This window comes from Pseudonocardia oceanicola (assembly GCF_047200735.1).
Taxonomy (GTDB): domain Bacteria; phylum Actinomycetota; class Actinomycetes; order Mycobacteriales; family Pseudonocardiaceae; genus Pseudonocardia.
In genome coordinates this window covers 153,293-176,198 of sequence record NZ_JBJZON010000002.1, presented here as the reverse complement: position 1 = coordinate 176,198, position 22,906 = coordinate 153,293, and the positions used below count along the sequence as shown (strand labels likewise).

Annotated in this window: 22 protein-coding genes and 1 pseudogene; 10 read left to right on the top strand and 13 right to left on the bottom strand. The window is 74.1% G+C overall.

Features of this window, described 5'->3' with window-relative positions; genetic code table 11:
* The first annotated feature begins 71 nt into the window (after nt 1-71).
* Nucleotides 72-311: a YciI family protein gene (locus ACL02T_RS05010; RefSeq protein ID WP_412829474.1), complete on the top strand. Its 240-nt coding sequence runs from the start codon at nt 72-74 to the stop codon at nt 309-311.
* Between the two features lie 33 nt (nt 312-344).
* Complete coding sequence (locus ACL02T_RS05005) at nt 345-1,268, top strand: oxidoreductase (RefSeq protein ID WP_412829473.1); 924 nt, start codon at nt 345-347, stop codon at nt 1,266-1,268.
* A gap of 86 nt (nt 1,269-1,354) precedes the next feature.
* Here the strand turns inward: ACL02T_RS05005 and ACL02T_RS05000 are convergent, their stop codons facing one another.
* The 9 genes from ACL02T_RS05000 to ACL02T_RS04960 form a co-directional block, all read right to left on the bottom strand.
* Nucleotides 1,355-1,675, bottom strand: coding sequence for an adhesin (locus tag ACL02T_RS05000; RefSeq protein ID WP_412829472.1), 321 nt, complete (start codon nt 1,673-1,675; stop codon nt 1,355-1,357).
* Between the two features lie 55 nt (nt 1,676-1,730).
* On the bottom strand, nt 1,731-2,564 hold the full coding sequence (locus ACL02T_RS04995; protein ID WP_412829471.1) for an aldo/keto reductase: 834 nt from the start codon (nt 2,562-2,564) through the stop codon (nt 1,731-1,733).
* A 29-nt stretch (nt 2,565-2,593) separates the two neighbouring features.
* A complete protein-coding gene (locus ACL02T_RS04990; protein WP_412829470.1) occupies nt 2,594-3,373 on the bottom strand; it encodes a DUF998 domain-containing protein in 780 nt (259 codons plus the stop codon).
* An 80-nt stretch (nt 3,374-3,453) separates the two neighbouring features.
* Nucleotides 3,454-4,290 carry an ATP-binding protein gene (locus ACL02T_RS04985; protein WP_412829469.1) on the bottom strand — a complete coding sequence of 279 codons (837 nt, stop codon included), beginning with the start codon at nt 4,288-4,290 and terminating at the stop codon, nt 3,454-3,456.
* 130 nt (nt 4,291-4,420) lie between these two features.
* A complete protein-coding gene (locus ACL02T_RS04980; RefSeq protein ID WP_412829754.1) occupies nt 4,421-7,300 on the bottom strand; it encodes an FAD-binding and (Fe-S)-binding domain-containing protein in 2,880 nt (959 codons plus the stop codon).
* Nucleotides 7,301-7,334: 34 nt separating this feature from the next.
* Nucleotides 7,335-7,877 carry an FmdB family zinc ribbon protein gene (locus ACL02T_RS04975; RefSeq protein ID WP_412829468.1) on the bottom strand — a complete coding sequence of 181 codons (543 nt, stop codon included), beginning with the start codon at nt 7,875-7,877 and terminating at the stop codon, nt 7,335-7,337.
* Nucleotides 7,878-7,969: 92 nt separating this feature from the next.
* The gene (locus ACL02T_RS04970) at nt 7,970-9,259 is read right to left on the bottom strand and encodes a hydroxyacid-oxoacid transhydrogenase (protein ID WP_412829467.1); all 1,290 of its coding nucleotides are present in this window, start codon (nt 9,257-9,259) and stop codon (nt 7,970-7,972) included.
* 34 nt (nt 9,260-9,293) lie between these two features.
* A complete protein-coding gene (locus tag ACL02T_RS04965; RefSeq protein ID WP_412829466.1) occupies nt 9,294-10,106 on the bottom strand; it encodes an N-acyl homoserine lactonase family protein in 813 nt (270 codons plus the stop codon).
* Between the two features lie 105 nt (nt 10,107-10,211).
* A complete protein-coding gene (locus ACL02T_RS04960) occupies nt 10,212-10,937 on the bottom strand; it encodes a GntR family transcriptional regulator (protein WP_412829465.1) in 726 nt (241 codons plus the stop codon).
* 286 nt (nt 10,938-11,223) lie between these two features.
* Here ACL02T_RS04960 and ACL02T_RS04955 point away from each other — a divergent pair, with 286 nt between their 5' ends.
* From ACL02T_RS04955 to ACL02T_RS04935, 6 genes and pseudogenes are all read left to right on the top strand, one after another.
* Entirely contained in the window at nt 11,224-11,559 is a 336-nt protein-coding gene (locus ACL02T_RS04955) for an ANTAR domain-containing protein (RefSeq protein ID WP_412829464.1), read from the top strand.
* A gap of 3 nt (nt 11,560-11,562) precedes the next feature.
* Nucleotides 11,563-12,483, top strand: a complete 921-nt coding sequence (locus tag ACL02T_RS04950; protein ID WP_412829463.1) for a 1,4-dihydroxy-2-naphthoyl-CoA synthase — start codon at nt 11,563-11,565, stop codon at nt 12,481-12,483.
* 91 nt (nt 12,484-12,574) lie between these two features.
* Complete coding sequence (gene menE / locus ACL02T_RS04945; protein WP_412829462.1) at nt 12,575-13,708, top strand: o-succinylbenzoate--CoA ligase; 1,134 nt, start codon at nt 12,575-12,577, stop codon at nt 13,706-13,708.
* A 151-nt stretch (nt 13,709-13,859) separates the two neighbouring features.
* A pseudogene (locus ACL02T_RS35140) lies at nt 13,860-14,858 on the top strand (DUF8814 domain-containing protein); the annotation flags it as partial.
* 265 nt (nt 14,859-15,123) lie between these two features.
* Complete coding sequence (locus ACL02T_RS04940; protein ID WP_412829753.1) at nt 15,124-15,819, top strand: pentapeptide repeat-containing protein; 696 nt, start codon at nt 15,124-15,126, stop codon at nt 15,817-15,819.
* On the top strand, nt 15,729-16,565 hold the full coding sequence (locus ACL02T_RS04935) for a 1,4-dihydroxy-2-naphthoate polyprenyltransferase (RefSeq protein ID WP_412829752.1): 837 nt from the start codon (nt 15,729-15,731) through the stop codon (nt 16,563-16,565). The genes ACL02T_RS04940 and ACL02T_RS04935 overlap by 91 nt, the downstream gene beginning before the upstream one ends.
* On the opposite strand, the gene ACL02T_RS04930 is transcribed toward ACL02T_RS04935, so the two are convergent.
* Nucleotides 16,521-17,072, bottom strand: a complete 552-nt coding sequence (locus tag ACL02T_RS04930) for a DUF4229 domain-containing protein (protein WP_412829461.1) — start codon at nt 17,070-17,072, stop codon at nt 16,521-16,523. The genes ACL02T_RS04935 and ACL02T_RS04930 overlap by 45 nt on opposite strands.
* 342 nt (nt 17,073-17,414) lie before the next feature.
* Here ACL02T_RS04930 and ACL02T_RS04925 point away from each other — a divergent pair, with 342 nt between their 5' ends.
* The gene (locus tag ACL02T_RS04925; RefSeq protein WP_412829460.1) at nt 17,415-17,636 is read left to right on the top strand and encodes a BldC family transcriptional regulator; all 222 of its coding nucleotides are present in this window, start codon (nt 17,415-17,417) and stop codon (nt 17,634-17,636) included.
* Between the two features lie 237 nt (nt 17,637-17,873).
* Nucleotides 17,874-18,101, top strand: coding sequence for a hypothetical protein (locus ACL02T_RS04920; protein ID WP_412829459.1), 228 nt, complete (start codon nt 17,874-17,876; stop codon nt 18,099-18,101).
* Nucleotides 18,102-18,182: 81 nt separating this feature from the next.
* Here the strand turns inward: ACL02T_RS04920 and ACL02T_RS04915 are convergent, their stop codons facing one another.
* The 3 genes from ACL02T_RS04915 to resB form a co-directional block, all read right to left on the bottom strand.
* A complete protein-coding gene (locus ACL02T_RS04915) occupies nt 18,183-20,162 on the bottom strand; it encodes a nucleotide-binding protein (protein WP_412829458.1) in 1,980 nt (659 codons plus the stop codon).
* A 97-nt stretch (nt 20,163-20,259) separates the two neighbouring features.
* Nucleotides 20,260-21,276, bottom strand: coding sequence for a c-type cytochrome biogenesis protein CcsB (gene ccsB / locus ACL02T_RS04910; RefSeq protein WP_412829457.1), 1,017 nt, complete (start codon nt 21,274-21,276; stop codon nt 20,260-20,262).
* Nucleotides 21,273-22,901 carry a cytochrome c biogenesis protein ResB gene (gene resB, locus ACL02T_RS04905; protein WP_412829456.1) on the bottom strand — a complete coding sequence of 543 codons (1,629 nt, stop codon included), beginning with the start codon at nt 22,899-22,901 and terminating at the stop codon, nt 21,273-21,275. The genes ccsB and resB overlap by 4 nt, the downstream gene beginning before the upstream one ends.
* Between the last annotated feature and the right edge of the window lie 5 nt (nt 22,902-22,906).

Here is a 22,906-nt window from a genome sequence, read left to right as displayed (position 1 = left end):
CAGCGACCGGATCGCCTCGGTGACCGTCGACCGCCGGGTCGGCGGCAGGGTCACCGAGCACTGGCACGACGATGGACGAGCGGGAAAGCGCCACGATGACGGAGCACGCCGAGTACTGGCGAGGCCTGCTGGAGGCCGGTCGGGCGATCGTGTTCGGGCCGGTCGCCGACCCCGCCGGGACGTGGGGCCTCGGCATCGTCGACGGCGGGTCGCCCGACGACGCCCGGGCCCTGGGTGAGGCCGACCCCGCCGTCGTCAGCGGGGTCGCCCGGTTCGAGGTGCTGCCGATGCGCTCGGCGACGACCCGCTGAGCCACTCCGGGTTACCGGTGGTAGGAACGCCGTATGGCCTCCTGGACCACCGCGGACATCCCCGACCAGACGGGGCGGACGGTCGTCGTCACCGGCGCCAACTCCGGGATCGGGCTGGCGGCGGCACAGGCGCTCGTGGCCGCGGGGGCGCACGTCGTGCTGGCCTGCCGGGACCTGGCGAAGGGTGAGCGGGCCGCCGGGTCGATCACCGCCTCGACCACGCCGCCGGCGAGGGGAGCCGCCGGCTCGGCGGAGGTCCGCGAGCTGGACCTGGCCGACCTGAGCTCGGTCGGGCGGTTCGCCGCGGGCCTCGACCGCCCGGTGGACGTGCTCGTCAACAACGCCGGGCTGATGGCCGTGCCCGAGCAGCGCACGGCCGACGGCTTCGAGATGCAGATCGGCACGAACTTCCTCGGGCACTTCGCGCTCACCGGGCTGCTGCTGCCCCGGATCAGCGACCGGGTGGTCACCCTGTCCAGCCTCATGCACCGGTGGGGGCGGATCGACCTCGACGACCTGAACTGGGAGCGCCGCCGCTACCAGCGGTGGCTCGCCTACGGGCAGTCGAAGCTCGCCGACCTGATGTTCGCCTACGAGCTGCAGCACCGCTTCGTCGCGGCCGGTTCGCGACTGCGCTCGACGGCCGCGCACCCCGGCTACGCGGCGACCAACCTGCAGGCCCGCACGGGGACGGTCCAGGACCGGTTCATGGCCCTGGCCAACCGGGTCGTCGCCCAGGACGCGGCGGCGGGTGCGCTGCCCACCCTGTACGCGGCCACCGTGGCGGACCTGCCCGGCGGCACGTACGTCGGGCCGGGCGGCCCCGGCGGGACGAGGGGTGCCCCGGTGCCGGTCGGCTCCAGCCGCCCCTCGCACGACCGCGCGGTGCAGCGGGCGCTCTGGCAGCGGGCGGAGGCGCTCACCGGCGTCTCGATCGCGGTGCCGTTGCGCCCCTGACACCGAGGGCTCGGCGGCAGGGGCCCGGGAACGGCGAAGGGGCGGCCCCTCCGGGTGGAGGGACCGCCCCTGGCGGACGTCCGGGTTCAGGCCTGAGCGCCGGCCTCGGGCGCGGCGGCCTGCGGACCGATGGCGAACCGCAGCTCCTCCTCGCCCTGCTCGTTCGTGAAGGGCTGCACGTCCAGGACCTTGTCGTCGAGCACCTCCGCCGCCATCGGCTCGAGGAACACGTTGAGTCCCTCGCCGGTGAGCACGGTGTCGCTCTGGTCCGCCTGCGCCGCCAGCGAGAGCTCGAGACCCTGCTCCGGGTCGGTGGCCGCGATCCGCAGCCCACCGCCGTCGGGCAGCTCGGCGTCCGTGGTCAGGCTCTTGATGGCTTCTGCCGCGGTATCGGTGATTGCCAACATTCGGCCGACCGTACCGAGAACCCGCCGAGCGTGCAGACCGGCCCCCGGTGTGGGCTCAGGTGAACTCGTCCGGGCGCGGGCCGAGCCGGGCCCCGGGGTCGCCCTTGTCGAGGCCGCTGATCGAGGCGACGTCGTCGTCGGCCAGCTCGAAGTCGAAGACGTCGATGTTCTCCGCGATACGCGAGGGCGTCACCGACTTGGGGAACACGATGGTGCCGAGCTGGACGTGCCAGCGGAGCACGATCTGGGCCGGGCTCTTGCCGTACTTCTCGCCCAGCGAGGTCAGCAGCTCGTTCGACAGGAGCTCGCCGCCCTGGCCGATCGGGCTCCAGGCCTCGGTGGCGATGGCGTTGTCCCGGTGGTACTGGCGCAGCTGGGGCTGGGTGAAGGTCGGGTGCAGCTCGATCTGGTTGACCGACGGGATCGTGTCCGTCTCCGCGGCAAGCCGGTCCAGGTGCGAGAGCTGGAAGTTCGACACGCCGATCGAGCGGGCCTTGCCCGCGGCCTTCGCCTGCTCCAGCCCGCGCCAGGTCTCCACGTAGTCGTCCCGCTTCGGCAGCGGCCAGTGGATCAGGTAGAGGTCCACGTGGTCGAGGCCGAGCTTCGTGAGGCTCTCCTCGAGCGCCTTCTGCGCCTCGTCGCGGCCGTGCCGGCCGTTGTCCAGCTTCGTGGTGACGAAGATCTCGTCCCGGGAGAGGCCGGACCCGGCGACGGCCTGCCCGACACCCTCCTCGTTGCCGTACATCTGAGCGGTGTCGATGTGGCGGTAGCCCGCGTCGAACGCCTGCTTCACGGCATCGACCGTCGCCTGCCCCGGGTCGATCTGGAAGACACCGAAGCCGAGCTGCGGGATCCGGACACCGTCGTTGAGCGTGATCGTCGGAACCATGGCAGTGTGGTACCGCGCGCGCGGCCGCCTCAATCGCGGGACATCTCACGCCCGGGCGGGGAATCCGCAGCGGAATCCGGGGAAGGCGCTGCGACCGACGGCCGGCGGGTCGCGGCCAGCGCCCACGCCGCCAGGGCGACGGCGACCAGCACCTCGGTCAGCGCCAGGCCTCGCTCGACCAGCCCCAGCGGCACCGCCCGCCACCAGGACACCCCGGTGAACGGGCGCTGCGCGAACCCGACGAGGACAGGGGTGAACCAGAGCAGCGACGCAACGGCGAGCCACCGCGTCCAGGCCGCGTGCCGCGGCCACGGCGGGCGCGCCGCCGCTCCGGTGCCGGACGAGGACGGCGGCGCGGCCGTGGTCCCGCGGTGCCGCCGGACGACGAGGATCGCCGCGACCGGCAGGGCGAGGAAGGCCACGAGGCTCGCGTAGCGGTGGATGGTGCCACCGAGGCTCGGCCCGACCGCCCAGTTCGTCTTCTCGAACACCACGACCGCGACCAGCCCGACAGCCGCCAGCGCCAGCCCGGCCGAGGCGATCGACACCGCCCGGACCAGCCGGGTCCGCACCAGGGCGACGAGCGCGCACAGGGCCGCGGCGGCGAAGGCCAGCACACCGGTGTCGAAGACCGGCTTCGGGCCGTCGAGCAGGGCGTACTCGCTGATCGTGCGCCGGATCGGGTCGACCTCGTCCACGGCGAACGTGAGGCCCAGGACCAGGACGACGGCGACCCCGGACCCCACGAGGGCGGCGAGCGCGAACACCCGTCCCACGGTGCCCGCTCCCGCTGCGGTGTCGCGCTCCACGTGCCGGCCTCCCCGCTCGCCCGGTCGCCCGCTCAACGATCCGCCGGGCCGGCATGGTTCCCGGCGTCCCCGCGGTCCGGTCAGCGGCGCCGGGTGGGGACGAGGGGGGTGGGGACGAGGGGGGTGGGGACGAGGGGGGTGGGGACGACGGGGACCGGGACGAGCGGGACGGGGACGAGCGGGAGCATCGCCTCGACCAGGGTGCCGGGCAGCCCCCGGCGGACCGTGCAGGAGCCGCCGACGACCGCGGCCCAGCCGCGCATGGCGTGCACGCCCGCGCCGGCGGTGAACCCCGCGGGGACGCCCGGCCCACCGTCGCTCACCACGACGTCGAGGAAGGCCCCCCGGGCGCGGACCCGGACCCGCACGGGGGCGCCCGGCGCGTGCCGGCCCGCGTTGGCGAGTGCCTCGGCCGCGATCCGGTACGCCGCGGCCTCGACGGCCGGGCTCAGCGCGGGGAGCGGCCACACCTCGACCACTCCGTGGCCGTGCACGCGGGCGGTCGCGGTGAGGGCGGCGACCAGACCGCCGGGGACGTGCGCGCCGGCGAGCTCGTGGGTGGCGCGCACGGCCGCCTCGGCCACCGACGTCGCGTGGACGGCCCGGGCGAGCTGCCCGGCCAGCGCGTCGAGCAACCGGGCGTCCCGGCGCCCCTGCGGCAGTACGAGCGCCCCGACGGTCTCGACGCCGTAGCCCAGTGGCACCCGCGTCACGACCTCGGGCCACCCCCCGGTACCGGCGACGATCCGCCCGTCGACCTCGAGCGCGGCGAAGGGCACCCGCAGCGTCCCGGCGACGGTGTCGACGAGCGCGCCCAGCCAGGACCCCTCCCCGGCACCGCGGCCACGCCGGCCGGTCCCGTGCGGGGTGGCCGCGCCGCGGGTGATCTCCCGGACCGTGCTCATGAGGCCGTTCATCGCGGTGCTCCCGTCCGTGCCGTTCCACCCGGGACATCGCCGCGGAGATCGTCGGCATTACGCCGGAGGTGACACGAGTCTCCCGACCGCCCGGTCGAACGAGCTCGACCGTCCGACGGCAAGCCGGCCCTTACCGCCGCAGGCCCAGCGCCCGTGCCGCCAGCTGGGCGAGGTGCACCGGCTCCCGGGTACCCGCCTGACGCAACTGGGTGCGGCAGGAGAACCCGTCGGCCAGCACCTCGACGTCCGACGCCGCCTCGCGGACCGCCGGCAGCAGCACCCGCTCGGCCGCCGCCATCGAGACCTCGTAGTGGCCCTTCTCGAAGCCGAAGTTGCCGGCGAGGCCGCAGCAGCCCGAGTCGAGCACCTCCGCCTCGATGCCGAGGGCCGCCATCACCGCGCGGTCGGCCTCCGAACCGAGGTCCGCGTACTGGTGGCAGTGCAGCTGCACCAGCGCCCGCGCACCGGGGCCCGAGACCGCCGCGCGCAGCTCGTCGACGTGCCCGGCCAGCAGCTCGGCGAAGGTGCGCACACCGCCGGACAGGGCCTTGGCCAGCGGCTCCTCCGGCAGGAGCTCCTCCCCGTCCGCGCGCAGGGCCGCCGTGCAGGAGGGTTCCAGCCCGACGACCGCCACCCCGTCCGTCAGCCAGGGCTCGACCGTCCGCAGCGACCGGCGCAGCACCCGTCGCGCGGCGCCGACCTGCCCGGTCGACGTCCAGGTCAGCCCGCAGCACACCGTGCGCGGCGGCAGCTCCACGGCGTACCCGAGGAACTCCAGGACGGCCACGGCGTCGTCGGCGACACCCGGGTCGAAGTGCTCGGTGAAGGTGTCCGGCCACAGCAGCAGCCGCCCGCGCGGGGCCTGCCGTGCCGGGCCCTCGACGAGCGCACGGGACCGGGCGGAGGTGGTGAACGTCTCCCGCGCGATCGCCGGGATCTGTCGCTCGGGCGCGATCCCGCAAGCCCGCTTGGCCAGCCCGGCCAGGAACGGGATCCGGGCCAGCGCGTTGAGCCCGTCGACCGCACCGGCCGGCAGCTTGCCGACGAGCCGCAGCCACCGGGGCAGCGCCCCCATCGAGTAGTGCGAGGCGGGGCGCAGCTTGTTCCGGTAGCGTTGGGCGAGGAACTCGGTCTTGTACGCGGCCATGTCCACGCCGACCGGGCAGTCGGTCTTGCAGCCCTTGCAGGAGAGGCAGAGGTCGAGGGCGTCGGCCACGTCGTCGTCCTGCCAGCCGCCCGTGATCACCTCGCCGTTGGCCATCTCGAACAGCAGCCGGGCGCGGCCGCGCGTGGAGTGCTTCTCGTCGCCGGTCGCCCGGTAGCTGGGGCACATCACCCCGCCGTGCGCCGTGACGCACTTGCCCACGCCCAGGCAGCGCCGGGTCGCCCGGGTGAAGGATCCGCGGTCGTGGGTGAAGGCGAGCTGGGGGTCGTCCGACATGGTCGGCATCCCGACGAAGATCCGCAGGTCGGAGTCCATCCGCGCGGAGCGCACGATGCAGCCGGGGTTCATCCGGTCGTCGGGGTCGACGATCCCCTTGAACTCCTCGAACGCCGCGATGATCTCGGGCGGGTACATCCGCGGCAGGAGCTCGGAGCGGGCGCGCCCGTCCCCGTGCTCGCCGGACAACGAGCCGCCGTGCGCGACGACGGCGTCGGCCGCGTCCTCCATGAAGGCGCGGAAGTTCGCGATCCCCGGCTCGGTGAGCAGGTCGAAGTCGATCCGGACGTGCAGGCAGCCGTCCCCGAAGTGGCCGTAGTAGACGCCCCGGCGCCCGTGCCGCTCCAGCACCCGGTCGAACTGGCGCAGGTAGGAGCCGAACTTCTCCGGCGGGACGGCGGCGTCCTCCCAGCCGGGCCACGCCTCCCCGCCGTCCGGGCTGCGGGTGAGGATCCCCGCGCCGTCCTCGCGGATCCGCCACAGCGCCTTCATCCGCTTCGGGTCGGACTCGACGACGGCCTCGGTCAGTCCGTACGGCCCCATCGCCTTCGCGACGGCGCGCGCCTTGTCCTCGGCCTCGCGCCGGGTCTCCCCGCCGGTCTCGACGTACAGCCAGCCGCCGCCGGGCGGCAGCGCCTTCCACCCCGTCTCGACCGGGTTCTGGGCGCGCAGGGCGGCGATCAGCCCGGCGTCCATGCCCTCGATCGTGAGCGGGGCGTGCTCGCGGACGACCATGACGTTGTCCGCGGCGACGTACGCGTCCGGGAAGCCGAGGACGGCCAGGGCGCGCGCGGGCGGCGACTCGACCAGCCTCATGGTCGCGGCGACGGTGGTGGCGAGCGTGCCCTCGGCGCCGACCAGCGCCTTGGCCAGGTCGAACCCGTTCTCCGGCAGCAGCTGGTCGAGGTTGTAGCCGGAGACCCGGCGGGTGAGGTCGGGGAAGGACTCGCGCACGCGGTCGCCGACCCGGTCGGCCAGCGCGCGCAGCCTCGCCGGTATCTCGCCCTCCGGCGCCGCGGTGTCGAGCCGCTCGCCGCGGTAGGTCAGGACCTCCAGGCCCACCGTGTTGTCGACGGTCTTGCCCCAGGCCACCGAGTGCGACCCGCAGGCGTTGTTGCCGATCATCCCGCCGATCGTGCAGCGGTTGTGCGTCGACGGGTCCGGGCCGAACGTCAGCCCGTGCGGGGCCGCGGCGTCCCGGAGGTGGTCGCAGATCACGCCGGGCTGGACCCGCGCGGTGCGGGCCTCCGGGTCGAGCTCCAGGATCCTGTTCATGTGCCGGGTGAAGTCCAGCACCACCGCGGTGTTGACGGCCTGGCCGGCGATCGAGGTGCCTGCGCCGCGGGGCAGCACGGGGACCTGATGTTCGCGGCACACGGCCAGCGCCGCCGCGACGTCGGCCTCGTCCCGTGGCGACACGACGCCGATCGGGATCTTGCGGTAGTTCGAGGCGTCGGCCGACCACATCGCGCGGTGCGCGGGGTCGAACCGGACCTCCCCGCCGACGACCCGGCGGAGGTCGGCGGCCAGCGCGGCCGCCGCGTCGGTCTCGGTTCCCGCGTCGGACACGGCGGGGTCGGTCGGGACGTACGCACTCACGGGTTCAGTCTGACCCGCCGGGCGGGGTGGGGCTCGGGGCGGGGGCGCGCTCGCTCGTCGCCGGGGTGGCGGGCTTCTCCGCGTGGCCGTGCCCGTGTCCGTGCCCGTGTCCGTGCCCGTGGCCGTGCCCGTGGCCGTGCGCGTTACCGTGGCCGTGCCCCGCGCCCTGGCCGGGCATCGGCGCCGTGCCGGACAGCTGGATGTCCCCGGCCCGCAGCGGCGCGTCGTGGTACCTGCCCTCGTGGGCCAGGATCGGCCGCTGGTCGCCGGCGATCTCGGGGTAGCGCTCCTCGAGCTTCTGCCGCGCGTCCCACGTCCGTCGCATCCGGTCGATGTACTCGGAGTTGCCGTCGTAGACGCCGCGCCAGGTCTGGGGCATCTCGTCCTTGCTCAGGCCCGGGCTCGCCTGGCCGCCGAGCGAGAAACCGGCGGGGACCTTGCGGGTCGCGCCGCCGCAGACCGGGCAGCCCGGCGTGGTGGTGTCGGACATGGACGCCAGGTGCTCGAAGCGCACGCCGCACTCGCACCGGAAGACGTAGATCGGCACTCGAACGATCCTTCGGAGTCGGGTGACGAACGGCGCTCTCGCTCACCAGGAGTGAGCGAGAGCGCCGCCCGCAGGACGGGGGTGGTGCGTGTTCACCAGTTCTCGATGGACTTCGTGAGGATGTCGGCGATGTCGTCCTCGCTGGGGGTCCGCGGGCACGTCGCGAGCAGGCGCTGCTGCTTCATCGTGCCGGGCACGAGGTCGGGGACGTCCGACTCGGTGTAGCCGACCCCCCCGATCCCGTTCGGGATGCCGATGTCCTGCATCAGCCGCACGAGCACGGACGGCAGCTGCTCCTTGGGGTCGTTCACCCTGTCGGCCCGCGGGTCCATCAGCTCGGCGGCCCGCAGGTGCCGCTCGGGCGCGCTGTCGAAGGAGAACCGGAAGGCCTCCGGCGCGGTGAGCGACACCGACTGGCCGTGCGGGACCATCGGCTCGTCCGGCGGGTAGCCGGCGGGCACGTAGTCCTTGACCATGCCGGCGATCGGGTAGGCGTTGGCGTGCGGGATGTGCACGCCGGAGTTGCCGAAGCCCATGCCGGCGAAGGTCGCCGCCATCATCATGTTCGACCGCGCCTCGAGGTCCTCCGAACCGCGGTGCACGGCCGTGCGGAAGGACTGCGCGATCAGGTTCATCGCCTTCTCGCACCACAGGTCCGACACGGGGTTCGAGCCGCAGTAGGTGACCCGCTCATCGGGCTTCTTGCGGTCGAAGGTCGTGTAGTACCGCGCCGTGTAGCTCTCCAGCGCGTGGCAGACGATGTCCATCCCCGCCGACGCCGTGACCTCGGGCGGGAGCGACAGGGTGAGCAGTGGGTCGATCACGGCCAGGGTCGGGCGCAGCCGCCAGTGACTGATCCCGGTCTTGACCTTCATCGACAGGATGTCCAGCACGCACATGGCGGTGGACTCCGAGCCGGTGCCCGCCGTCGTCGGCACGGCGATCAGCGGCTTGAGCTGCCCCGGCGGGACCTTGGCGCTGCCGATCGGCTTGTTGATGTAGTCCATCAGCTCGCCGGGGTGACTGGTCAGCAGGTTGATCGCCTTGGCGGTGTCGATCGCCGACCCGCCGCCGACGGCCACGAACCCGTCCCACGGCCCCTGCGCCCGGGCGTACTCGGTCGCCTTGTTCATCGAGTCGTCCGTCGGCTCGACGTGCACGCCGTCGAAGACCTCGGACTCGATGTCGTAGCGCTTGAGGTTGTCCGCCAGCCGCTGCGGCGCGCCGAGGGCGTTGACCCCCGGGTCCGTGACGATCAGCACCCGACGGACGCCGTACTGGCTCAGCTCGAAGCCGATCTCGTCGAGCGCCCCGGCGCCGAACTTCAGCGGCGGTGCACCCCAGGTGAAGATGGTCTCCTCGGTCGGTTCGGGCGCTGTCATGATGCCGCCTCAGCGGGAAGAAGTACGTCGGCGCTCACGTGTACGAGCCCTCCGGTGCCGTGCGGAGCTCGTGGATCTGCTGGGCGTCGTGCCCGAAGACCATCGTCGCGTTGGTCTCCTCCTGGATCCCGCGGAGCTTCTCGACGGACTGGAACCACTGCTCGAGGTTGTTGACGATCGCCGCCGGGGCCGCGGGCGGGCCGTAGCTCTCGCCCATGTAGACCGCGTCCGAGGTGAAGATCATCGTTCCCGAGTCGGGCAGGTCGACCTGCATCGACATGCAGCCGACGGTGTGCCCCGGGGCCTGGATCAGCTTCACGCCCGGCAGGATCTCGGTGTCGCCGGACACGGTCTCCCAGTCCAGGCCCTCGTAGTCGGCCTTGAGGTGGGCCCCGTTGAAGTCCCCCTCGAAGTTCAGCGCGAACTCCTTCTCCCTGTCCGAGCAGATCAGCTTCGCATTGGTGTTCTTGAACATCTGCGCGTTGCCGGCGTGGTCGAAGTGCAGGTGCGAGAGCACCACGTAGTCGATCTCGTCGAGCCCCACGCCCATCTTGTTGAGCTGCGCGTCGAGGTACTCGTCGTCGGCGACCTGGTCGTAGGGGAAGAACTCCTGCAGTCCGGTGGGCTTCCACCGGGTCTCCCAGTCACTGGGACAGCTGGTGTCCCACAGCAGCTTGCCCTCGTCGGTCTCGACGAGCACGCAGTGCGTGGGCGCTTCGACCCAGTTGATCCGGGCGTCCTTCTGCCCGCGGGGCATGATGCTCACCCCGGGCTTGAGCAGCAGGAACGTGAGGTCGGTGTGCATCGCCCCGCACGGGATGACGCTCAGCTTGTTCGCGGTGGCCATCGTGGTCCCTTCGGCGCTGGAGGGTCGCGCGCGTCACAGGCGCGGCTACCTCGCACCGTGGCATGTGGCATGCCACTCGTCAACGCATGGCGATGTCCCGATCGGTCAGTGCCGGTCGGGGGCCGGACCCGTCCAGTCCAGGTCGATGTCGACGGCGGCCGGGCCCGGACCCAGGTCCACCCCGGCCTCCTGGGCGATGAGCAGCTCGGCGGTGTGCCGCACGTGCTCGCGCATCGCCTTCGCCGCCCCCTCGGCGTCGCCCGCCTCGATCAGGTCGAGGATCGTGCGGTGCTCGGCCACGATGTCGTCGAGGCTGCGGGAGGCGCGCGCGGTCGACACGCCTCGACGCAGCACCATGTCGCGCAGCCCGTCGACGAACGCGGCCAGCCGCGCGTTGCCCGAGGCCTCGAGCAGCACCCGGTGGAAGCGCCGGTCGTGCTCGAACATCGTGAACTCGTCGTCCACCCGCGCGGCCTTCTCCATGTGCGCGAACATCCGGCGCAGCTCGCGCTTGTGGTTCCCGTCGAGCCGGGTCACCGCGCGCCGCACCGCCGGCGGCTCCAGGAGCAGTCGCAGCGCGAAGACCTCCTCCAGGTCGTGCAGGGAGGTCAGCAGGATGCGGACGCCGCGGTTGCGTTCGAAGCGCACCATGCCCTGCTGCGCCAGCTTGATCAACGCCTCGCGAACGGGCGTGCGCGAGACGCCGAGCTGCGTGGCGAGGTTCTGCACCGAGTGCAGGCTGCCGGGCGCGAGTTCGCCGCTGATCACCGCGGCGCGCAGCGAGGCGAGGACCTGCGCGTTGACGCTCGCGGTCTCGGGGAGCTGCTTCATCCGGTGCCACCTTGCACCGGGGCGAGAGTGGCATGCGACACGTCACCGGTCAATTCGGCCGCCGACCCCGAGCCGCGCCACCGGCTCGTCCGGCGCCCGGCGGCCCTCCGGTGCCACCCGGCGCGTCGCCCCGACGGCGCGGCCGTGCCGGGGCGTCCGCACCGGGGTGTCCGCACCGGGGTGTCCGCACCGCCCCGCCGTCGCCCACTTGATAACGTCTTCCGGCGCAGGTCCAGCAGCGAGGCCCGCGGTTCCCGGTAGACCGAGACCCGCTGGACAGGTGGACATGCCCGACGACCTCGATCCGTCACGCCCGGACGAGGCCTCTCGCCAGTCCGCGCTGCTCGAACGCGTCGAGCAGCTCGAGACCGCCCTCCGCAGCCGCCCCGCCATCGAACAGGCCAAAGGCATGATCATGATGATGCAGCGCTGCGACGACGAGCAGGCCTTCCGGGTGCTCATCGCGGTCTCCCAGAGCTGCAACCGCAAGCTGCGCGAGGTCGCCACGGAGATCGTGGCGGCGCTGCCCGCGGACGAGCCGCTCCCGCCGGACATCACGGCCGCGCTCGACACCGAGGTGCGCAGGCTGCGGGCGGCCGGGCGCGGGGCGGTAGATTCCTGACGCGTGACCAGCGCGGCATCCGACTTCGTGTCCGAGACCTTCGACCCGTCCGCCTGGGCGGCCGTGCCGGGGTTCTCCTTCACCGACATCACCTACCACCGGGCGGTGGACTGCGGGGTGGTGCGGATCGCGTTCGACCGCCCCGAGGTCCGCAACGCCTTCCGCCCGCACACCGTCGACGAGCTCCACACGGCGCTGGAGCACGCCCGGACCAGCGCCGACGTCGGCTGCGTGCTGCTGACGGGCAACGGGCCCTCCCCGCGCGACGGCGGGTGGGCGTTCTGCTCCGGCGGCGACCAGCGCATCCGCGGCCGCACCGGCTACCAGTACGCGTCCGGGGACACCGCGGACACGGTGGATGCCGGGCGGGCCGGGCGGCTGCACATCCTCGAGTGCCAGCGGCTGATCCGGTTCATGCCCAAGCCGGTCATCGCCGTCGTCACCGGGTGGGCGGCCGGCGGCGGGCACTCGCTGCACTCGGTCGCCGACCTGACCCTCGCCTCGGCCGAGCACGCCCGGTTCAAGCAGACGGACGCCGACGTCGGCTCCTTCGACGGCGGCTACGGCAGCGCCTACCTGACCCGCCACGTCGGGCAGAAGTTCGCCCGGGAGATCTTCTTCCTCGGCCGCACCTACACCGCCGAGCAGATGCACCACATGGGCGCGGTCAACGCCGTCTACCCCCACGCCTCGCTCGAGGCCGAGGCCCTGCAGTGGGGCCGGGAGATCCTCGGCAAGTCCCCCCAGGCCCAACGCATGCTCAAGTACAGCTTCAACCTCATCGACGACGGCCTGGTCGGCCAGCAGCTCTTCGCCGGCGAGGCCACCCGCCTGGCCTACATGACCGACGAGGCCGTCGAAGGCCGGGACGCCTTCCTGCAGAAGCGCGACCCGGACTGGTCGCCGTACCCCTGGCACTACTGACCGGTGAGGGCGATGGTCGCTCTGGCGACCATCGCCCTCACGAGGGTCGGGGCCAGGTACCCGGGGGCGTGCCGGTGGGATCCTGGGGGTCATGCGGCCGCTGCACGCGCTCCCCCTCGACGGCTCCCCGGAGTCGTTCGACGCCCTCGTCCACGCCCTCGACGCCGCGCTCGACGGGACCGGCGCCGCCGTGGTGCCGGGGGCGACCACGCCGCCGGCCCCCGAGGTGCCCGACGAGGTCGCGGTCGTCATCTCCACCTCCGGGTCCACGGGCACGCCCAAGCACGTGATGCTCAGCGCCGCGGCCCTCACCGCCTCGGCCCGCGCCACCGAGGCCCGCCTCGGCGGCCCCGCCCGCTGGGTGCTCGCGCTGCCCGCCGAGCACGTCGCCGGGGTACAGGTCGTGCTGCGCGCCCTGCTCGCCGGCGCCGCGCCCGTCGTCCAGGACCTGCGGGAAGGCTTCCGGCCCGCCGGCTTCGCCCGGGCCACCGGCCGGCTGCCGCACGGCACCCGCCGCTGCACCAGCCTCGTCCCCACCCAGCTCGGCCGGGTCCTCGACGAGGGCGGCGCCGGGATGTACGCCCTCGCGGGCTACGACGCGGTGCTGGTCGGCGGGGCGGCGCTGGCCCCCGCGCTGCGCGACCGGGCCGAGGAGGCCGGCATCCGGGTCGTCACGACCTACGGGATGAGCGAGACGTGCGGGGGGTGCGTCTACGACGGCGTGCCGCTCGCGGGCGTCCGGGTCGCCCTCGGTGCCGACGGGCGGCTCTCCCTGGGCGGGCCGATGCTCGCGGAGGGGTACCTCGGCGACCCGGAACTGACGGCGGCCTCCTTCGTCGACGACCTCTTCGTGACCGGCGACCTCGGGCGCTGGGACGGCGACCGGCTCGCCGTCCTGGGTCGCGCCGACGACGTGATCGTGACCGGCGGTGAGAAGGTCGCCCCGGCCGCGGTGGAACGGGTGCTCGCGGCGCAGCCCGGCGTGGGGGCGGTGTGCGTGGTCGGCGTCCCGGACCCCGAATGGGGGCAGGCCGTGGTGGCCGCCGTCGTCCCGTCGGGCGTCGTGCCGGACGTCGAGGGGCTCCGCCGGGCCGTGCGCGAGGCGGTGGGCCGCGCCGCGGTCCCCCGGCGGGTGCGGCTGCTGCCGGAGCTTCCACTGCGGGGCGTGGGCAAGCCGGACCGCGCGGCGGTCGTCGCCCTGCTCTCCACACCCGATCCGGGGTGAGATCGCCCGAAGTGGTGACGGAAGGTGACACCCCATCGTGGTGCTCACTCTCCGTTGATTGACGGTCACGCCTTCATCCGATCTGCTTCCTTCCCACACGGCACTTCTTCACCTGCCGTCACAGGAACCACGCGGGGGACGGGGAGCACGGATGCGGATGAGGTGGCGCGCGGGCCTGGTGGTGGCCGCGGCGACGGCACTCGCGGCCGGCGGGGTCGCACCGGCGGGCGCGAGCGGGGGCGGGGGCGGGGGGTCCACGACGTGGCGGGCGGACCTGGCCTCCGGTGAGGCCGCGGGGGTCGTCGAGGGTGGCGACGGCGTGCGGCTCGACCCGGCGACGGCCTTCGCCGCCCCGCTCGAGCAGGGCGGGATGACCGAGGAGGCCGCGCCCGCCGACGCGGTGCCCACCGGGCTGCTCACCCTCGACCCGCGGCGGCTCGAGCGGCCGACCTCGCGGGTGGACGCGCTGGTCGTCGGCGACCTCCCACCCGGTACCACGGCGTCGGTCGACGTCCGTGGACGCAGGGCCTCGGGGGGCTGGACCGAATGGATCCCGGCGACGGCCTCGGGCGCGGACTCCGGGAGCGTCGCACTGCCGGCTCCGACCTCGGAGGTGCAGGGCCGGCTCGTGCTCACCGGCTCCCCCGGGGGCGCCGCGCCGACCGTGCGCGGCGTGACCCTCACGGCCGCGCCCACGACCGCCACCGGGGGCGGGCCCGAGCTGACCGAGAACGCCCCGTTCAGCGCCGACGTCTTCGCCACCCGTGAGGGGCTCGTGGGCGGCACGACCGCGAACGGCCACACGATCACCGAGCGGGACCACTTCGTCGCGCTGCCCTCGCGCCGGGCCCTGTCCCCGCGGGGCAGCAGCGACTACTCGGTCCGGGTGTGCGCGCCCGACGGGAAGTGCGCGTTCGCCCCGGTGTGGGACGTCGGGCCGTGGAACACCCGCGACGACTACTGGAACCCGCCGGCGCAGCGCCAGGAGTGGAAGGACCTGCCGCAGGGCGTGCCGCAGGCGCAGGCCGCCTTCCGCGACGGCTACAACGGCGGCAACGACCAGTTCGGCCGGAAGCTCGTGAACCCGGCCGGCATCGACCTCGCCGACGGGACGTTCTGGGACGCGCTCGGGCTGAAGGACAACTCGCAGGTCCGGGTCGACTACCTGTGGACGGGCTCGGTGCGGCTGTCGAAGGTCGAGTCGGGCTCCGCGGACGGGACCGCGCAGGTGCGGGCCGAGCCGTCGGACGACGCGGAGATCGTCGGCGTCGCCGCCGACACCGCGGACGTGCCGGTGCAGTGCGCGACGGGCGCCGGCCTCGACGCCTGGTTGCGGATCGGCGACCGGCAGTTCCTCAGCGCCGCCGTGCTGCCGGAGGTGCGGGACGTGCCCGCGTGCGACGACCTGGACGCCGGTGTGGTGCCCGCCGGACCTGGGACCGGGGGCGGCCCGGCGGACGACGGCACGGCGGACGACCGAACTGCGGCGGACGCTGGCACGGCGGACGGAGCTGCCACGGACGGAACTGCGGCGAGCGGAGCTGCGACGGACGAAGCTGCGGCGAGCGGAGCTGCGACGGACGAAGCTGCGGCGAGCGGAGCTGCGACAGCGGCCGGGGCACCGGCCCCGGTGGCGCTGGACGCGAGTGCCGAGGTCGGGGGTGCCGCCGCGGTGCGGGCGGGCGCGTCGACCGTCGACGGCGACCCCCGCGCCCGGTCGACCACACCCGCCACCGCGGGCCCGGTGCCGGCGGCCACGGCGGCACCCGACCCCACCCCCATCGCGTCGACACCTGACGGCGGCACCCCCGCCCCGCCGACACCGGCCGGCACCACGCCCGGTGCTTCCGTCCCCACCGGCTCCACGCCCGCCGGCCCGACACCGGCCGCGTCCACGATCGTCGCCGCCACACCGATGGGGCCGTCGGTCGAGACGCCCCGAACGGCGACCGTCCGCGCCGACTAGATTCGACGCGTGGCCACGCTGGCGCAGTGGGTCGAGGGTGCTCGGCCGCGGACCCTGCCGACCGCCGTCTCCCCCGTCCTGGTGGGCACCGGGGCCGCGATCGGCTCCGGCACCGTCGAGATCGGCCGCGCGGTCCTCGCGCTGATCGTCTCGGTCGCCCTGGTGATCGGGGTGAACTTCGCCAACGACTACTCGGACGGCATCCGCGGGACGGACGACGAGCGCGTCGGGCCGCTGCGGCTCGTCGGCTCGAGGCTCGCGAGCCCCGTCGCGGTGCGCACCGCCGCGCTGGTCTGCTTCTCGATCGCGGCGCTCGCCGGGCTGACCCTGGTCTCGCTGAGCCGGACCTGGTGGTTGATCGCCGTCGGTGCGGTGTGCATCGCGGGCGCCTGGTTCTACACCGGCGGCAAGAAGCCCTACGGTTACGCGGGCCTCGGCGAGATCGCCGTGTTCGTCTTCTTCGGGCTGGTCGGCGTGCTCGGCACCGTCGTGACCCAGAGCGGGCCACCCGGGGCGCCCGCGATCGTGGGCGCGGTCGGCGTCGGGCTGCTGTGCTGCGCGGTGCTGGTCGCGAACAACCTGCGCGACATCGCCGGCGACGAGGTGGTGGGCAAGCGGACCCTCGCCGTCGCGCTCGGCGACCACGAGACCCGCCGGCTGTACGCGGCGCTGGTGCTGCTGCCGTTCCTGCTGACGATCGCCATGGCGGTCCGCAGCTGGCCGGTGCTCGTCGCGCTGCTCGCCCTGCCGCTCGCGATCGGGCCGGTCCGCCGCGTGCTGGCCGGCGCCGAGGGGCGCAAGCTCATCCGGGTGTTGCGGGACACCGGTCTGCTGTTGCTGGCCTGGTCAGCGGGGACCGCGGTCGGTCTCGCCCTCGGCCTGGCCGTCTGAGGCGGGCGCGTCCGGTCCGGACCCGGAAGGGGCGCTGCCGGCCGGGTCCTGAAGGGGGCGGTGGGCGGGGTCGTCGGCCGGTTCGTGGGCGCGGCCGTCGGCCGGGCCGTGGACGTGGCCGTCAGCGGGGTCGAGCGTAGGGCGGTCGGCCGAGGCGCCGGCGCGGTCGTCGGCGGGGTCGTCGCCGCGCAGGCGCGCCCGCAGCGCGTCCCGCTGGGCGCTGCGCCGCCGGCCGGACTCGGCCAGCGCCAGGTCCAGCCGGGCCCGCAGCCCACGGAACACGACCAGCGACAGCGGCAGCGCCACCACCAGGGCGAGCAGGATCGCCAGCAGCAGCGGCACGCCCACCAGGGCCAGCAGGGCCGCGATGACGGCGACGAGACCGAGTCGGGCGACCGTGTAGACGACGACCGTCGCCGCCAGGCCGGGAGCCTGCCGGCTGCCCGGCGCGGCCGAGAGCTCGAAGTCGGTGTCGCGGTCGCTGTCGGTGCCGGGGCCTGTCGCCATGACGTCGAGGGTACGACCGCGCGGACGGTGGCCGTGGGCGGCTTTGCCGTTCGCCGCCCCGGACCGACCGACGGGCCGGGTGGCGGCCCGCCCATACGCTTGCGTCACGCCGGCAGTGGCACCGTGGGGCCCGGCGGAGTCCTCGGCCGGGCGCGGAACCGCAGCTCAGGTCCTCCACATCCGCCGCTCAGGCCCCTCTCGGACGGCCGCCGCGACACCGACCGGGTCGCGCCCGTCTGCCCGTTTTGCCCTTTAAGAGCCCTTTACCTCCGCCCAACCGTTCGAGTACCCGGGGTCCCCGGTGTCACGATGGCCCGGTAATCGACGATGCGGAGGCTTCGGATGTCTGCTCCGACCCAGAACTCGAACGAGCGACTGCTCACCCCCGGTGAGGTGGCCGCCCTGTTCCGTGTCGATCCCAAGACCGTGACCCGTTGGGCCTCGGCCGGCCGGATCGGCTCGATCCGGACCCCTGGCGGCCACCGCCGCTTCCGGGAGTCCGAGGTGCGCGGGATGCTCGCGGACCTCACCAGCGAGGCCACGATCGGCGCCCAGCGCGCCTGAGCCGACCCGGCGTCGACCCCTCGGCGGCACCGGGCGACCGACCCCCGGCCGGACGTCGGTGACCCCTCCGGGTCCGCGGATCCGGGCCGGCCTCCCGCCCACCCGGATCCGCGCTCACCGGGCGCACGACCAGCTCACCGGGCACACGGCCACCCGTCCGCTCCACCCCCTCCCCGGGTGGCTTCACCCGGGCATCGCCCCGCCCACAGGTACGCTCGGTACCGGAGGTGGTTGGTGATGCTGTACCTCATCGCGTTCGCCGTCGCGGCCGTCATCGCGCTGCTGCTGTGGCGGGCGATGAGTGGTGACCGCGCGGACGTCCCGCGGGGCACCGGCGCGTCCCGTCCCGCGGGCCCGCCCCGGCGGCCCGGGCCGACCGGGCCCGACGACGATCCCGACTTCCTGCGCAGCCTGGACGAGTCGATGCGCCGCGGCGACGACCCGCCGCCCCCCGTCAAGGACTGAGACCCGGGGAACCGGGCCCCGGGACGGGCCGGGGGTGCACGGTCATGGGCCGGCGGACCGGCCGATGCCGGGGGCGCCCGCTCAGCTCGGGAAGCCGTCGGCCACCGAGGCCGCCAGCTCCAGCAGCGCCGTCCGCGTCGGCGGCGACAGGCGGTCCAGGTCCACCTCGGCGCCCTCCTCCAGGTGCGGGTCGAACGGGATCTGCACCACCGCGCGGCACCGCCCCGCGAAGTGCTGCGCCACCCGCTCGAGGTCCACCGCGCCGGCCTGCCGGTGCACGTTGTTGATCACCGCGACCGCGTTGCGCACCAGGTCCCCGTGGTCGTGCGCCTCCAGCCAGTCCATGGTCGCCGACGCGCTGCGGGCGCCGTCGATCGAGCCGGACGAGACGATGATCAGCTGATCGGCCACGCCGAGCACGCCGTACATCGCCGAGTGCATCAGACCGGTGCCGCAGTCGGTGAGCACGATGTTGTAGAAGTGCTCCAGCAGCGTGACCGTACGGCGGTAGTCGTCCTCGCTGAAAGCCTCGGAGACGGCCGGGTCCTGCTCGCTCGCCAGCACCTCCAGCCGCGACGGACCCTGCGACGTGTAGGCCCGGACGTCGCTGTAGCGGCGGACCCGCTGGGCGTCGCGCAGCAGGTGCCGCACCGTCGCACTCGTCTCCAGCGGGATCTTCTGGCTCAGCGTGCCGCGGTCCGGGTTGGCGTCGACCGCCACGACCCGGTCGCCCCGCAGCGAGGCGAACGTCGCCCCCAGGGTCGCGGTGATCGTCGTCTTGCCGACGCCGCCCTTGAGGCTCAGCGTCGCGATCTTGTGGCAGCCGAGCAGGGCCTGGTTCACCCGGGTCGTCAGCTCCCGCTCGCGGATGTCCTGCGGGCTCTCCCCCGGGTTGATCAGGCGCCCGGTCAGCAGGTAGAGCAAGCGCCGCCAGCCGGTGCGCGGTGGCCGCCGCCTGCTCGGCTTGAGCAGCCGTGCGGTGGACAGGTCGGCGAGGTCCGCGTCGGAGTCGGCGCGCGCCTGCTGCGCCTCCCGGGCGGCGACGGCGCCGGGGTCGGTCCAGCGCCCGACGTCCCGGATCGGTCGGTTCGGACCGGTGGGTGGGCCGAGCGGCACCCCGCGCGGGGGTGTGCGGCCCTCCTCCGCCACCACCCGGCGCTCTCGCGGGGGGCGCTGTGCGGCGGTGCGCCACTGCGGCGGGGCGGGCGGCGGGTCCGCGGGTTCGGCCTGCCGGTCCCCCGTCTCGGCCGCGGGAGCCTCGGCGGCCCGGTGTGCCCCGGTCGGACCCACCTCGTGCGGGGCGTGCCCGTTCGGGGCCGCGTGGTCGGAGGGCGCGCCGTTCGGGGCCGCGAAGTCCGGACCGGCGCCGTTCGGGTCCGTGCCGTGCGGGGCCGTGCCGTGCGGGTCCGTGCCGTGCGGGTCCGTGCCGTGCGGGTCCGTGCCGTGCGGGTCCGTGCCGGTCGGAGTCGCGTCGTGCGGATCCGCACCGCTCGGGGCCGTGCCCTGGGGGACTCGGCCGGGAGCGGGGGTGCCGTTCGTGGCCCGGTCCTGGGCCGGTGCACCGTTCGGCGACGGGCCGTGCGGAGCCGCACCGTTCGGAGGCGCACTGTGAGGAGGCGCACTGTGAGGAGGCGCACTGTGAGGAGGCGCAGCACGGGGCGGCGCGGTGCGCTGCGCCGGCGGTTCGGCGCGTCGGGGCTCGGGTGGCCGGCCCGGGTGCCGTTCGGATACCGTGCGCCGTCCCTCGTCCCCGCCCGGGGCCGGATACGGGTCGACGTCGTCGAGTTCGCTCTCGAGCAGGTCCGAACCCCAGCCGGCGTCGTCGGGCACCACGCCCCACGTCTCGTCCCGCCGGGCACCGAGACCGGGGTACTGCGCGTGCGCCCCGCCCTGTGCCTGCTCCTGCGTCCTCCCCCGGTCCTGACCCGACTGCGCGCGCCGGTCCTCGTCGGGCGCGTCGGAGGCCTGCCGCCGCGACCGTCGGGCGTTCTGCGCCCACCTCTCGCGGACGTAGCGGCCCACGGAACCGTCGGGGTACTCGTCGGGCCCGGTCTGACTCACGGTTGCCGACGGTAGTCGCGCGAACCGCGTGGGTCGAGGTGATGCCGTGCGGCTCGCTCGGACGGGCGGCCGCCGGACCGGCCGACAGGGCTCATGGTCAGCCCAGTCCCGCGTAGGAGTGCAGGCCCGCCACCACCATGTTGATGAAGAACAGGTTGAAGATGACCGCGGACAGGCCGAGGATGTTGATCCATGCCGCGCCGACGTGCCGCCAGCCCGCGGTGGCGCGGGCGTGCAGGTAGGCCGCGTAGATCACCCAGGCGACGAACGCGACGGTCTCCTTGGGGTCCCAGCCCCAGAACCGACCCCACGCCGCCTCGGCCCAGATCGCGCCGGCGATCACCGCGAAGGTGTACATCGGGAACCCGACGACCGTGGTCCGGTACGCGAGCCGGTCGAGGGTGTCCGCCGCGGGGAGCTTCGCCGCGAACCGCGCCGGCTTCCCGGACCGCTTCATCAGGTAGAGGATGCTCGCGACACCGGGGACGATGAACAGCCCCGTCGCGAGAGTGACCGTGGTCACGTGGATGACCAGCCAGTACGACTGCAGGGCGGGGACCACCGGCGCGGCCTGGGCGTAGAGCACCGTGCCCGCCAGCACCATCAGCGTCAGCACCGGGGCCAGCACGAACACCCCGAGCCGGCGCACGCCCCGGTTCCTGCGGGCGACCCGCTGCAGCACGATCAACCACGCCACCACCGCCGCGAGGCAGACCGCGGAGGTGAACTCGTACATGTTGCCGAGCGGCCAGCGCTCCGCGGCGATCCCGCGCAGCACGATCGAGCCGAGGTGCAGCAGCACCCCGAGCACGGAGAGCGACACGGCCATCCGGCCGAACCGCTCGCCCCGCGGGCGGCCGGGCTTCGCGGGCGCGGCGGCCGCGGGTGCCGGGACGTCGGCGTTCTCGTCGCTGACGAGGCCCAGGTCCGCGGTGCCGGACCCGGACGTGGGGACCGCGGCGACGGCGACGGGCACCTCCGCGGCCGGTGCCGCGGCGGGCGAGCGGGCCGACACGTACTCGATCGCGTAGAACGCCATGGCCAGCAGGTACACGACGACGGTGCCCTGGAAGAGCATGTCGCTGTACTGCGAGAGCACCGGATCGACGGTCATCGGTCTCCACCGTTCGTCGGGGTTTCCAGAAGGTCGGCGCGCAGCCGGTCGAACTCCTCGCCGTAGCCCGCGCGGTCGGTCCGGGCGAGCCCGCCCAGCTCGACGCGGGTGCGGCCCTCGCCCTCGGGCGTCACCCGCACCCAGAACCGCCGTCGTTTCACCGACAGCGAGAGCCCGAGACCGAGCAGGACCAGGATCGCGAACACGAGCACCGTCACCTGGCCGGGGTCGTGGCTGACCTGCAGCGCCGCCCACTGGGTGACGTCGTCGAACCGGATCCGGGTGCCGTCGTCGAGCGTGATCTCCTGGCCCGGGACCATGTTCTCGCGCGCGACCCGGACCAGCTCGCCGGAGTCGACCTTCGACTGGTCGACCGAGAAGATCGACTGTCCGCGCCCGTCGTCGAGGCCGAGATCGCCGCGCATGACGTCGATCGCCACCTCCGGCGCGAGCAGGTCGGGGAACGTCGAGGTGACGACGTTGCCGCCCGAGCTCGTCGGGGCGAAGAGGCCGGTGATCGCGATCGAGCTGCGCTGCCGCTCGGCCTCGTCGGCGATACCGGGGCGCTCGAACTTCGTCGCACCCTGGGACAGGTAGGTCGTGGTGTCCACGGGCTGCCACTGGATCTCGCCGGTGCGCTGCTGCCCGTCCGGCCAGGTCACCGTGAACCGCGGGGCGTACCCGTGGTTGAGGAGGTAGACGCGCTCGCCGTCGAGGCGCAGCGGGTGGTTCACCGACAGGGTGTACGGCCGCCACGTCGCCGTGTCGCCGGCGCGGACCTCGTCGGCGGTCTGGTAGGCCAGCTCGGCGGTGTACTGCTCGGGCTGGCCGTTCGGCAGGTAGTCCGCGGCGAAGGAGTCCACCCGGAAGCAGAACGGGTCGAGCCGGGTCCCGTCGACGCGCAGGCCGGGTCGGAAGGAGTCGTAGCCCAGGATCGACGTGTTGCAGAACTGGCTGCCGTCGGCGAGCACGACGATCTGGCCCTCGTAGCCGAAGAGCTTCCCGACCGCGATGCCGATGAGCAGCCCGACCAGGCTCATGTGGAACACGAGGTTGCCGGTCTCGCGCAGGAAGCCGCGCTCGGCCGAGACGCTGCGGGCGCCGTCGGTGTCCTGCTCGGCGCGGCGCCACCCCGTCAACCGCCGGCGGACCCGCTCGAGGACCTCCTCGGGGGTGCCGTCGACGACGCCCTCGGCGTGGTGCGGCATGCGCGCCAGGTTCCGCGGGGTGGCGACGGGCTTCTGCCGCATCGCGCGCAGGTACTCCAGCGACCGCGGGGTCAGGCAGCCGATGAGCGAGATCATCAGCAGCAGGTAGATCGCGGCGAACCACGGCGTCGCGAAGATCTCGAAGGCGCCGATCTTGTCCAGCAGCGGGGCGAGCCGCGGGTAGTCGGCGAAGTACTGGTCCACGAGCTGCTGGTTGAGCGACCGCTGCGGCAGCAGCGCACCCGGCAGCGAGGCCAGGGCCAGCAGGAACAGCAGCACCAGGGCGGTGCGCATGCTGGTGAGGCCGCGCCAGGCGTTGCGCAGCACGGCGAGGACGGCGCGCACGCCGCCCGGGCGTCGGGGCGGCCGGGGCGGGGCCTCCGGCGAGACGGGAGGCGCGGTGGGCGGGCTGCTCATCGGCT

Excerpts from the sequence above, each read along its gene's own strand:
- ACL02T_RS05005 (WP_412829473.1), top strand. The coding sequence starts at position 345 with ATGGCCTCCTGGACCACCGCGGACATCCCCGACCAGACGGGGCGGACG.
- ccsB (WP_412829457.1), bottom strand. The coding sequence starts at position 21,276 with ATGACCGTCGATCCGGTGCTCTCGCAGTACAGCGACATGCTCTTCCAG.
- resB (WP_412829456.1), bottom strand. The coding sequence starts at position 22,901 with ATGAGCAGCCCGCCCACCGCGCCTCCCGTCTCGCCGGAGGCCCCGCCC.
- ACL02T_RS05010 (WP_412829474.1), top strand. The coding sequence starts at position 72 with ATGGACGAGCGGGAAAGCGCCACGATGACGGAGCACGCCGAGTACTGG.
- ACL02T_RS04960 (WP_412829465.1), bottom strand. The coding sequence starts at position 10,937 with ATGAAGCAGCTCCCCGAGACCGCGAGCGTCAACGCGCAGGTCCTCGCC.
- ACL02T_RS04985 (WP_412829469.1), bottom strand. The coding sequence starts at position 4,290 with ATGAACGGCCTCATGAGCACGGTCCGGGAGATCACCCGCGGCGCGGCC.
- ACL02T_RS04965 (WP_412829466.1), bottom strand. The coding sequence starts at position 10,106 with ATGGCCACCGCGAACAAGCTGAGCGTCATCCCGTGCGGGGCGATGCAC.
- ACL02T_RS04930 (WP_412829461.1), bottom strand. The coding sequence starts at position 17,072 with ATGGCGACAGGCCCCGGCACCGACAGCGACCGCGACACCGACTTCGAG.
- menE (WP_412829462.1), top strand. The coding sequence starts at position 12,575 with ATGCGGCCGCTGCACGCGCTCCCCCTCGACGGCTCCCCGGAGTCGTTC.
- ACL02T_RS05000 (WP_412829472.1), bottom strand. The coding sequence starts at position 1,675 with ATGTTGGCAATCACCGATACCGCGGCAGAAGCCATCAAGAGCCTGACC.
- ACL02T_RS04995 (WP_412829471.1), bottom strand. The coding sequence starts at position 2,564 with ATGGTTCCGACGATCACGCTCAACGACGGTGTCCGGATCCCGCAGCTC.
- ACL02T_RS04970 (WP_412829467.1), bottom strand. The coding sequence starts at position 9,259 with ATGACAGCGCCCGAACCGACCGAGGAGACCATCTTCACCTGGGGTGCA.
- ACL02T_RS04955 (WP_412829464.1), top strand. The coding sequence starts at position 11,224 with ATGCCCGACGACCTCGATCCGTCACGCCCGGACGAGGCCTCTCGCCAG.
- ACL02T_RS04925 (WP_412829460.1), top strand. The coding sequence starts at position 17,415 with ATGTCTGCTCCGACCCAGAACTCGAACGAGCGACTGCTCACCCCCGGT.
- ACL02T_RS04920 (WP_412829459.1), top strand. The coding sequence starts at position 17,874 with ATGCTGTACCTCATCGCGTTCGCCGTCGCGGCCGTCATCGCGCTGCTG.